The 12163-nt window shown below is 48.7% G+C and carries 7 protein-coding genes; 2 read left to right on the top strand and 5 right to left on the bottom strand.

The genetic code is table 11. From position 1 onward, the window contains the following. Window positions 1–45: 45 nt before the first annotated feature. A complete protein-coding gene (locus NQ565_RS07835) occupies window positions 46–1335 on the bottom strand; it encodes an inositol-3-phosphate synthase (protein ID WP_016661357.1) in 1290 nt (429 codons plus the stop codon). A 106-nt stretch (window positions 1336–1441) separates the two neighbouring features. Next, on the bottom strand, window positions 1442–3979 hold the full coding sequence (locus NQ565_RS07830) for a DUF5686 and carboxypeptidase-like regulatory domain-containing protein (RefSeq protein WP_005654804.1): 2538 nt from the start codon (window positions 3977–3979) through the stop codon (window positions 1442–1444). A 178-nt stretch (window positions 3980–4157) separates the two neighbouring features. On the opposite strand from NQ565_RS07830, the gene aspT reads away from it, so the two are divergent. Then, on the top strand, window positions 4158–5852 hold the full coding sequence (aspT, locus tag NQ565_RS07825; RefSeq protein ID WP_005654803.1) for an aspartate-alanine antiporter: 1695 nt from the start codon (window positions 4158–4160) through the stop codon (window positions 5850–5852). Between the two features lie 237 nt (window positions 5853–6089). Then, the gene (gene aspD, locus NQ565_RS07820) at window positions 6090–7709 is read left to right on the top strand and encodes an aspartate 4-decarboxylase (protein ID WP_022103725.1); all 1620 of its coding nucleotides are present in this window, start codon (window positions 6090–6092) and stop codon (window positions 7707–7709) included. A gap of 13 nt (window positions 7710–7722) precedes the next feature. On the opposite strand, the gene NQ565_RS07815 is transcribed toward aspD, so the two are convergent. The 3 genes from NQ565_RS07815 to NQ565_RS07805 form a co-directional block, all read right to left on the bottom strand. Further along, window positions 7723–9036, bottom strand: a complete 1314-nt coding sequence (locus tag NQ565_RS07815; protein WP_005654800.1) for a sensor histidine kinase — start codon at window positions 9034–9036, stop codon at window positions 7723–7725. A gap of 140 nt (window positions 9037–9176) precedes the next feature. Further along, complete coding sequence (locus NQ565_RS07810; protein ID WP_040315733.1) at window positions 9177–10535, bottom strand: sigma-54-dependent transcriptional regulator; 1359 nt, start codon at window positions 10533–10535, stop codon at window positions 9177–9179. A 119-nt stretch (window positions 10536–10654) separates the two neighbouring features. Beyond that, window positions 10655–12142 (bottom strand): TolC family protein, encoded by a 1488-nt coding sequence (locus tag NQ565_RS07805; protein ID WP_005654798.1) that lies wholly within the window; start codon window positions 12140–12142, stop codon window positions 10655–10657. Window positions 12143–12163 lie beyond the last annotated feature (21 nt).

Here is a 12163-nt window from a genome sequence, read left to right as displayed (position 1 = left end):
CACTCTATCGCCTTATCACTTTTATTACCTTACCGTTTTCTTATTTTAGTCCAAATAGCTCGGTGCAGTTTCACCTACCATATTGCGCAGGGTTTCTTTCACCATTCTCCATTGTTGGAACAGGTCATGTACCGGTTCGTGTTCAAAGTCGTGCATCGGGCTCTTGCAGAAGAATGACAGCCAAGTCTGGATACCGCACATACCGGCACGCAGAGCGAGGTCACTGAAGATAACCAGGTCGAGTGCGATAGGAGCTGCCAAGATAGAGTCGCGACACAGGAAGTTAACCTTGATTTCCATCGGATAGCCCATCCAGCCGAAGATATCGATATTATCCCATGCCTCCTTGTTGTCCTTACGGGGCGGGTAATAGTTAATACGTACTTTGTGATATACATCACCGTACAAATCGGGGAATTTTTCGGGTTCGAAGATATTGTCGATAACGGACAGCTTGCTGACTTCTTTGGTCTTGAAGTTTTCCGGTTGGTCAAGCACTTCACCGTCACGATTACCCAAGATATTGGTAGAGAACCATCCGCTTACACCCAGCATACGGGTCTTGAACATCGGAGCAAGTACAGTTTTCATCAAAGTCTGACCGCTCTTGAAGTCTTTACCGGCAATAGGCACATTCATTTTCTTGGAGAATTCCCACATAGCCGGAGTATCTACGCACAAGTTAGGAGCACCCATGATGAACGGAGCACCTTCTGCGATTGCAGCGTAAGCGTAGCACATGCTCGGAGAAATAACTTCCGTATTGTTTTCCTTCATTGCCTTTTCCAAAGCAGCGAGCGACTTGTGCTCTTCTGCCAGAGGAACATAAATTTCAGTACTTGCAGCCCACAACACGGCGATACGGTCGCAATTGTTGTTTGCCTTGAAAGTGCGGATATCCTCACGCAACTGCTCTACCATGTCCCAACGTGTAGCGGCATTCTTGATGTGCGTACCGTTCAGGCGTTTTGCAAAATTGTGGTCAAAAGCGGCAGGCATGGGTTTAATGGCTTTCAACTCATCTTTTACGAGGTTCAAGTCCTTTTCCTTCAAAACCTCTGCATACATTGCAGCTTCATACGCATCATCAGCGAAAATGTCCCAACCGCCGAAAACGATATCGTTCAAATCAACCAAAGGCACTATATCCTTAATCAGATGTTCTTTGCCGTCCTGCATACGCATAGTAGCCATTTGTGCGATTGAGCCTATAGCTTTTGCCAACCCCTTACGGGCTGCTAATGTACCTGTAATCATAGTGGTTGCAACCGCACCACCTACTCCGACTACCAGTACGCCTAAACGACCGGTTGCCGGCTTAATGTTTTCTTTCATTGCCATTGAATTATTTTAGTTTAAAAAATTGCTCAAATTTAGGGTATTTTACCCAATATAGATTAGTCTTTTTATCCGATTTAATACTCTGTTAGTAAGATTTAAGTTAAAACGTCATGTGCAGACTGATTCTAAGCCCGGATTTATCTATATTAGGTAAATCGCGGTAAGTCAAACGCCATACATAATCCACCCGGAGCACTTTTAAAATATTCTCAACACCTACCCCTACCTCCACGTACGGAGTGTGTCCCATAGTAGTGCTTCCTGCCGGAAAGGCAAACAATCCCTCACTGAATTCCGGATTGTTCTTGTCGCTCAGATTTCCATAAATTCCCCGGCAGGACAACACTTCGCGCCATTTCAATTTTTTCAACAACGGAATGCGGTTGAAAAGGAAACCGTTCAAAAAGTAAGTCACATCCCACGAGGCATATTCATCGTTCATAAATTCCATTGCATTCATCAGCGAGTAAGACTCCGGCTGAATGGTGTAGGACAAGTTGGCATTGGGAATGATAAGCAGCGGAAAAGGAACTTTATTCCACACCTTACCGGCTTTCAGTATGACGTCCGTATAGCCGAAAGCCGAGAACCAGAAACGTTTCTGAAATCCTGCCTCCGTATAATGATACGTATAGTCTCCACCCAGCACTCCTTTGGCGGCCATTGTATGCGTCAGCGTAAATACCGGAGCATCCAAAGATACCGGAAAACGGTTCCACTGTGTCTGAAAGAACTTCTCATTAGGAGCATAACGCAGTTTAAGTTCCAGTTCACTGGTCGAAATACTTTTTACAAACGACTTATCTTTATCCTGCCTGATGAAAGGAATGAGATGCGAAGATTCATCTTTCCGCAGACGTGTGGTCACTTGAAAGGAGAAGCCCGAATGAAACTCGTTCGTATACGTCAGTTCCGCTTTCCGCTGATAGCCGATACGGTCGTCCTTCTGGCGTTTCAATGCCAAGAAAACGTTATCCTGACTGGTATAGAGATAATGTTGCCCATACTGGTTGACATCGGACAGATAACGGAGTTTCAAAGAGTGAATCGGAAACTCATTGGCATACTCTTTTTTCTTATGGAAAGAATATTCCAGTTCCGCCAACCCTTTCACACGTTCGTCGCGGAAACCGTACGCCACATATCCCCTGCCGAACAAATGCGGATTAAGCCATGCCGTTGTCATTCCACCGGCACGCACACGCACTCCTTCCAGCGCATTACCGCTAATGGTGGTGTTCATCATGCCGATATAGAACAAAGGAGCTTTCTCCTTAGGTGCGGGAATATATCCGGTAAACAGCACCTTCAGCACCTTCTCCGTCCAATAATAAACCGGATAACTACGCAGTTGCGCCATCATCTTGTCTACGGAAGTCTCTTTCTTGCTCACTTCCGCAAGGCGGTTGGCATCCCAGTAAGCGTCGGAATGAGCGGAAGAGTCCATGCCTTCAATCACCTTCTCGGGTTTTCGGAACGCCTGCAAGGCATCGGCAGTAGATTCGTAAGCATAATTCCGGTAATAGACATCCCGTTTGGCATAGATGCCGTCGCTGTTGTCCACCAATTTGAATTCCGTCGTGATACTTTCATTCATAAGTTGCCTTGTACCGTCTTCTGCACGGTCGAAGTCCTGTTCTATCTTCATGTAATCCACAAAGTTCAGATTGATTTTCTGAGGAAAGTTCATCACTACACGACGCACGAAATACGTGCTGTCCAGCATGACGTACAGATGCCCCGTAAAGCCGAACGACTCGGAGTTGAAAGGCACGAAAGTCAAGTCCACGCAAGGCTTTCCGGCAACGGTCAGCGTATCCATCAGATAGTATTTGTAGAACGAAGGGCCTAAAGAAGATAACGGACTGACAAACTTATTGGTAAACAGCGTTATGTTGTTCTGATAAATATCCACGTCCGTCATAGTGACGCTGATGGCCTGCTCCATCCCCTGCTGTGACAGCATTTCGTCCACTCCCGCCTGCCGCCGCGCCTTCACCCATTGCTTTTCGCTGTGCGGCGACTTACGGTAATAATCCGTAGCCAGCAACTCGCGGTTGGACACCGCCAGTACCGGCTTTCCCGTCACGGCGGAGGTATCCACATAATCGGTCAGGAACTTGAACTTGCGGTACAGCCACTTCTGCTGTTTCACACTGTCGAAGTTATTAATGGCAAACGTCATTTTCTCATAACGCTCGCGCTGCCAGAAGTCGCGCTCATCCGGAGAATAATCATCCCGGTGCTCTATCATCTTCCGCACAAACTCCACTGCCGGATTGTTTTTCTTCTTGTAGCGCTCGCGTTTCGGCTTCACCACCACTTCATTCAGTGCATAAGTGGTGGGGGCAAGCGCCACTTTTATACGCTCCCCGCGTGCCGGATGAATCAGCCGGGTGTATTCATTATAGCCCACGGCCGAGATTACCAACCGTGCTTCCGGGCGATAGGTCTTAAAGGAAAATACCCCCTTGTCATCAGTCATCCCCCCCTCTGTGGTTCCTTTCAGATAGACCGAGGTATATGGCAACGGCTCCCGTGTCAGCGAATCCGTGACAACACCTTGCACTATATATTGCGCCCTCACAGGAAGTGCAATTATCTGCAACAGCAGAAATACCCTAATAAACAACCTCATACCTTACCCATCTATCATTCAGTGCGCAAAGGTACGGAAGAAAACTTTTTCTAAAAGTCCGGTTTTGCGGAATAAATGTTCTAAAAAACCACTTTTATTCAAAACACTTCCCGTTAAAACCCGTTGTATAGCGAATACGACTTACAAAAGACGTACAAACCGACCTAAATACTTAATTATGGAATGGATTTTCAACCAACTCAGAGAACGTCCCGAATTAGCCATTTTCCTCACCATTTTTCTGGGGTTCTGGCTGGGTAAGCTGCGTATCGGTAAGTTTACTTTGGGAACCGTCACCAGCGTGTTATTGGTAGGCGTAGTGGTAGGGCAACTGAATATTGCCGTACCCGGCCCTGTCAAGTCAGTGTTTTTCTTGCTGTTTCTGTTTGCCGTAGGCTACAAGGTAGGGCCGCAGTTCTTTCGCGGACTGAAAAAAGACGGATTGCCCCAAGTGGCTTTTGCGGTGCTGATGTGCGTATCCGTTTTGGGAGTAACCTGGCTGCTTGCCCTACTCATGGGATATAACATGGGAGAAGCCGCCGGATTGCTTGCCGGCTCACAAACCATATCGGCCGTCATCGGCGTGGCCGAAGATACAATGGCAAACATGGGACTGGATGAAGCGCAACGGCAGAGCTACGTCAACATCATCCCCGTATCCTATGCCGTAACCTACATTTTCGGTACCGCCGGCTCGGCTTGGGTGCTATCGTCCATCGGACCGAAAATGCTGGGCGGACTGGATAAGGTGAAAGCCGCCTGCAAGGATTTGGAAGTCCGCATGGGCAACTCTCAGGCAGATGAACCCGGCTTTATTCATGCCGCACGCCCCGTCACTTTCCGCGCCTACCGCATCGAAAACGAATGGTTCAAAAACGGGAAAAGGGTCGTAGACCTTGAAGTGTACTTCCAGCAACAGGACAAGCGCCTGTTTGTGGAGCGGATACGCAAGGCAGGCACTATCCGTGAGGTCAGCCCCAACGTGCAACTGGAAATAGGGGATGAAGTCGTACTAAGCGGACGCCGGGAATACGTTATCGGCGAAGAGGATTGGATAGGACCTGAAATACAAGACCAGCAGCTATTGGACTTCCCCGCAGAAAAACTGCCCGTCATGATTACCAAAAAGACCTTTGCCGGAAAGACCGTTTCGGCCATCCGCAACGAGAAGTTCATGCACGGTGTCAGTATCCGCAGCATCAGGCGTGCGGGCATCGACATCCCCGTCATGGCGCAGACCACCGTAGATGCCGGCGACGTGGTAGAGGTAGTGGGAACCAGGCAGGAAGTGGAAACAGCCGCCAGACGTTTGGGCTATATAGACCGTCCTACCAATCAGACTGATATGATTTTCGTAGGGCTCGGCATCCTTGTAGGCGGGTTGTTCGGTGCACTATCCGTCCACATCGGCGGCGTACCAATCAGTCTGAGCACCAGTGGCGGAGCGCTGATAGCGGGATTGCTCTTCGGCTGGCTGCGCAGCAAGCATCCCACTTTCGGACGCATTCCCGAACCGTCGCAATGGGTACTGAACAATGTAGGGCTGAACATGTTTATCGCCGTAGTAGGCATATCGGCAGGCCCCGGTTTTGTACAGGGATTTCACGATGTGGGTATCAGCCTGTTCCTCGTAGGCGCAGCAGCCACCACTTTCCCACTGATTATCGGGCTGTTGCTTGCCAGGTATCTGTTCAAGTTTCATCCGGCCATCGCATTGGGATGCTGTGCGGGCGCAAGGACCACTACGGCAGCCCTCGGAGCCATACAGGATGCCGTAGAGAGTGAAACGCCTGCGCTGGGTTATACCGTGACGTATGCCGTAGGCAACACCCTGCTGATTATATGGGGAGTGGTTATCGTCCTGTTGATTTAATGCCCTGAAGACTTTAAGCAGATTACTTAATAAGTAAAAACTGTTTTCAAGCTTACTAAAATCTTTCCGTCCGACATCTGTCGGACGAAAATTCAACAATTGTCGGACGATAATTCAACAGCTGTCGGACGAATTGAAAACAATTATCGGACGAATAGATTTTAGCATACCTGGAATTAGTTTATGCCGACTGTCACTTTAATTATAACGCTTTTTAAAAACTAAACTTCAGATTATATGAATACAAAACTTTTAGAAAAGAAGATGGAGAATATCAGTCCCTTTGAACTGAAAAACCGTCTTATCGACATGGCAGATGAAAGCCTGAAAAAGACCGCCCGTACCATGTTGAACGCCGGGCGCGGCAATCCCAACTGGATTGCAACCACTCCACGCGAAGCCTTTTTCCTCCTGGGAAAATTCGGACTGGAAGAATGCCGTCACGTCATGTTTCTCCCCGAAGGCATCGCCGGCATCCCCGAAAAACAAGGTATTGCCGCCCGCTTTGAGCAATTCCTCAAAAGCAATACCTACCAGCCCGGAGCCAAACTGCTGGAACAAACCTACCACTACATGCTGATGCAGCATGCCGTCGACCCCGACAGCCTCGTACACGAATGGGCGGAAAGCGTCATAGGCAACCAGTATCCTGTGCCCGACCGCATCCTGCAATTCACCGAAATGCTGGTATGCGACTACCTGAATCAGGAAATGTGCGACAACCGTCCGCCTCGCGGAGCTTTCAACCTGTTTGCCACCGAAGGCGGAACGGCTGCCATGTGTTACATCTTCGATTCGCTGCAAGAGAATTTCCTGCTGGACAAAGGCGACGGCATCGCCCTCATGGTTCCCGCCTTTACACCTTACATAGAGATTCCCCAACTGGACCGTTACCGGTTCAAGGTGACCGAGTTGCATGCCAACCGCATGAGCAAAGACGGGCTGCATCTGTGGCAATACAGTGACGAGGATATAGACCGGCTGAAAAATCCGGCCATAAAGGCTTTGTTTGTCACCAACCCAAGCAACCCGCCCAGCTATACGCTCAGCCCCGAAACAATGGCGCGCATCGTAAACATCGTAAAGGAAGACAATCCCAACCTGATGATTATTACGGACGATGTGTACGGTACTTTCAGCCCGCATTTCCGCTCGTTCATGGCAGAAATTCCGTACAATACGCTTTGCGTATACTCTTTCTCCAAGTATTTCGGCGCTACCGGCTGGCGCAATGCCGTCATAGCGCTGCACGAATACAATGTATTCGACAGACAAATATCCCGATTGCCGAAAGAGAAGCGCGAAGCCCTCAACCGCCGCTATGCCACGCTGACCCTGCATCCCGAAAAATTGAAGTTCATAGACCGCATGGTAGCGGACAGCCGTCAGATAGCCTTGAACCATACGGCAGGACTTTCATTGCCTCAACAGATGCAGATGAGCTTATTCGCCGCCTTTGCCCTGCTGGACAAAGAGAACAGCTACAAGCAGAAAATGCAGGAAATTATCCGGCGCCGCTTGCAGGCTCTTTGGGACAATACCGGGTTTACGTTAGTGGAAGACCCCTTACGGGTAGGCTATTATACGGAAATAGACATGCTGGTATGGGCCGAAAAGTTCTATGGAGAGAAGTTTGTGGAATACCTCAAAAAAACGTACAGTCCGCTGAACGTAGTATTCCGCCTTGCTCAGGAAACATCTTTAGTGCTTCTGAACGGTGGCGGCTTCGACGGACCCGAATGGAGCGTACGTGCTTCCCTTGCCAATCTGAACGAGAGTGATTATATTACAATCGGCCAGGGAATCAAGCGGATATTGGATGAGTACGCAGAAGAATGGAGGAAAAACAGAAGTTGAGAATTGGGAATTCTCAATTAAACAAGATTCGGAAGCGGGTCAATCCGTCATTGTATGTGCGCAGGGAGAATGCACAACCGTGACGGCTCAGCACTTCCCTGATAAACACCAGGCCAATCCCCTGCCCGTTCGGCTTGGTGGAGAAGAAGGGACTGAAGAGTTTAGCTTCGGTCTCTTTGCTGATTCCGGGACCATTGTCTACGATTTCTATAAGAGCGGGGGCAGTGGTCCTTACCGTTATTTCGCCCTGCTTGCCTGCCGCTTCTCCGGCGCTCTCTATACTTTCGGCAGCATTCTTAATGATATTTACCAAAACCTGCTCGAACAGCGAAGCATCCAGGCGCACCTGCCCTACTTCGGGGTCGCATTCCAAGCGGAGAATAATGTTGCGGTCATTGCACATTCCCTCCATAAAACGCTTGCACATGGATACCAATTCGTTCAGTTGAACCTGCGCTACCGTAGGTTCGGGTATCTTCACCACATCGGCAAAACGGGTAATGAAACGGCTCATAGAGAAACAGCGCTCCGTACACACGCGCATCACCTCGCAAATGTCTTCCATATTTTCTTCCGTAGAAAGAGCCTGCTCCACCGTATCCAAGGTAGAGGTAATGCCGGCAGTGGTATTGTTCACCTCGTGGGCAATCATACGGATAACCTTTTCGTATGCACGCTTTTCCGCTTTCATCACTTCATCCGTCATGCGCTCTATCAGGAAGAAAGGATGCTTGAACCCCCTGTCTATAAACGAAGAATGGGTACACTTGTAGATATTCGCATCGTTCAACCGCACCACGGAAGTCGTTTCTTTAGGAATGGATGCCAGCTCTTCCGCCAAAGGCGAATCAATTTTATCCAGTTTCCTGTTCTGCGCCTCTTCCAGACGAACGCCCAGCATCTTTACAGCCATCGGATTGAGTTGTGACACCTCACCGTCCAACGTCATAATGACAACCCCCATAGGCGATGCCTGAATCAGCAAATCAAGAAAATGGTTCTGCTCGCGCATACGCAGACGCTCATTCTTGAGTTGTTCCATCATACGGTTGAAAACGTTCACAATACGGTCGGCCTCATACTGCCCCACCCTGCTGAGCCGGCTGCTGAAATCCTGCTCGCGCAACAACTCCATACCGCTTCCTATCGTACTCATCGGCTTGACAATCTTACGATAGAACACCGCCAGATAGAGCAGTATGAATACAATAATACCCTCCACAACATATAGATGCGTGGTCTGCATTTTGCCTGCCAAATATATCAACGCTCCACCCAGCCCAAGCAAAAACAATACAAGAATAAAAAAATAAAATTTAATACGCACGTGAGGTAGGGATTAGGGGTTAGTGATTAACGATTAGCGATTAGGGGTTAATGATTAGCGGGTAGTGATTAACGATTAGGGGCTGGTAGGGCGACAACTAACGGTCAAGATTTAAATGACTCAACACTTATCGCTAAACCCTAATCACTAATCGCTATTTTATATTTTTCCAGCCGTCTGTATAGAGCAGCCCTGCTGATGCCCAGTGCCAATGCAACCTGACTAAGATTGCCTTTATGCTGTTCTAAGGCTTGCAGGATAGTTTGCCGTTCTATTTCATCCAGCGTCATGCCGGCAAAGGAAGTGCCATCTGCGGCTTTTGCAGGTTCGTCGTGGCGTTGGTACTGCGATTCAAAATCAGAAGCATCCAGGGTTTGTTTTCCACTGACAAGAATGGTACGCTCCACCAGGTTTTTCAATTCGCGGATATTACCCGAATAAGGCAAACGGGAAAGGAAGTTCAGCGCATCCGCTGAAAATTCGGTACGCGGCAAGCCGTTTACGGCAGCCTGACGGTCGGCAAAGTGACGTGCCAACAAGGGAATATCCTCACGGCGTTCGCGCAAGGCGGGCAGTTTTACGGTTATCAGATTGATACGGTAGAAAAGGTCTTCGCGGAATGTGCGTTCGGCAACCATTTTGCGCAAATCGGCATTGGTGGCGGAGACAACACGCACATCCACTTTGCGCGGGCGGCTGTCGCCCAGCACCTCAAACGTCTGGTCCTGAAGCACACGCAATAGTTTAACCTGGCAGGACAAATCCAAGTCGCCTATTTCGTCCAGAAAGATAGTTCCTTTGTTTGCCAGTTCAAAACGCCCTATACGGTCGGCACTTGCATCGGTAAAAGCGCCCTTCTTATGACCGAACATCTCGCTCTCGAACAGACTCTGCGAGATACCGCCGAGATTGACTTTCACAAAAGGCTGTCTGGTGCGCTGACTGTTGATATGGATAGCTTCGGCTATCAGTTCCTTACCTGTACCACTCTCGCCGGTAATGAGTACGGAAGCGTTGGTACGGGCTATGCGGGCTACGGTATTCAGCACCTCCATCAGTCCTTGCGATTTTCCGATGATGTGACTGCGGTTCAAACCCTCCGCCTGCTCTTCCGGCACTTCTTTCGGAGCGGCACTCAGTTCCAAGGCGGTTTCGATACGCTGCAAAAGGGCGGCATTGTTCCACGGTTTGGTAATAAAGTCAAAAGCCCCCGCCTGCATCCCCTGCACGGCAAGTTGGATGCTTCCCCATGCCGTCATCAGTATAACGGGAACATCGGGACGGAAGACCTTTACCTGTTTCAACAGCGTAAGCCCCTCCTCTCCGGTAGTGGAAAGTGTAAAGTTCATATCCATCAATATCAGTGCGGGAGATTCTGCACGAACTATATCCATCGCCTCACGGGGTCCCGGTGCTGTTTTTACCTCATAACCGGCACGCTTCAGCATAAAACTAAGTGAAGAACGTACGGCACTATCATCATCGACTATCAGTATCATAGTATTTTGTAGTTTGTTACTTGCAAAAGTAAGTTTTTTAGCCACAGGTCATACAGATTTGCACCATTTTTTTGTTATTTCCTTTATAATCGTACAAATCGGCATAATTTCTACCGGCATCAGCCTTTGATTATATCTTCAAAGTCGGCTTCCAACTCCATGTTCCGTTCAAAATCCCAAAGGGTCAGGCTACGGAGTTGATAGAAGTAATACCAATAATAATAAAGTTCGGAGATGTGCTTTTGCCGGGCTTCGTCTTTGGAGTTCTGCGCATCGTTGAGGTCAAGGGTACTTATTTTACCAATCATAAAAGTCTCTACACTGGTCTTGTAACGTTTTTCGGCTATCTGGTCCGCCTCTTCGGCTATTTCCAACTGCTGGGCTTGGTTGTTGAAGTTTGCCACCAGCAGGAAAATGTCCTGATTGAAGTCCATTTGTTCCTGTCGGATTTTGGAAAGTACCACTTCGCGGTTGCTCTTGGCTACCCTCACCTTGCCGCGACGTTTTCCCCAATCGAGGATAGGTATTTTTACACCGACCTTGACAATCTGGTTATCCAGCAAATCCTGATAGGCAGATGAGAACTCATAGTTTTGTCCGGTATAGCCAACGCTGGCAAACAGGTCTATACTCCTTAAATTTCCACGTGCCGTAGCCACTTCATAATCGGCTTCTAACTGGCGGCGACGTATATTCTGGGCAAACGAGTTGCGTTCCAAAGCTTTGTTCAGAACACGGTCGTAGTCCATTTTAATACCAGGAACGGAAGCAGGTATAACAGGATTCAGCCCCTCGCTCTCCGACACGCCGAGAAACGAACGTAGCTGAAACATCTTGGCGTTCAAAGTGCTTTCGGCTTCGGTTACATCGGCTTTGCCTTGCAGAGAGTTCAGCTTGAGTTGCAGCAAGTCGTTTTCCGAAATCTGTCCCATTTTCCGTTTGGCAATGGCCACTTCGTAAAGCCGGTCTGAGTTTGCTTTGTTTTGCTGCGCCGTGGCAAGCGCTTCCTTTGCCAGCAATAACTCGAAAAAATAAGTAATGGTCTTCATCGTTACCTGCTCCGTTGCCGAAATAAAGGCAGCCTTTGCCTCTGCATACCGGACAGGTTCGATACGGCGGTTCCACTTCAAACTGTTCACGCCGAATATAGGTTGCGTCAATTCAAGGCTTACGGGCACGGACATAAACTGTTTGTCGCCGCCGGAGCCCAACTGCTTGATGTAATCGAGAGAAGAAGCCAGCGACAACTTACCGCCTGTGAACCAAATGTTCTGGTCAATGGAAAGTGCACCGGACAACCCCAATGTATTGTTACGGACAAAGCTATAGGAACCGTCCGAGTTCTGATAGGTGCTGTACGACTTATTATAATTGGGCAATGTTCCCGTAAAATTTATTTCGGGCAACAGGTCTGCACGGAAAGTACGGTATTCCCAATAGGCTGTCTTCAATTCGTTGAGCGCCACGGCAGCATCTACAGATTGGGTACGCGCCAGTGCAATGGCTTCCGCTAAAGTGATTTCACGTTCGTGCGTCAAAGTATCATTCTGTGCCGAGGCAAACAGTGATATCCCAAAACAAGCGGCAAGTAAAATATTCTTTTTCATGTTCGGTCTTTAAAATTGTCG

The organism is Bacteroides stercoris ATCC 43183, assembly GCF_025147325.1.
GTDB classification, from domain to species: Bacteria; Bacteroidota; Bacteroidia; order Bacteroidales; family Bacteroidaceae; genus Bacteroides; species Bacteroides stercoris.
Note: the sequence above shows the minus strand (reverse complement) of the source record. Positions and strands in the feature narration are given on the sequence as shown.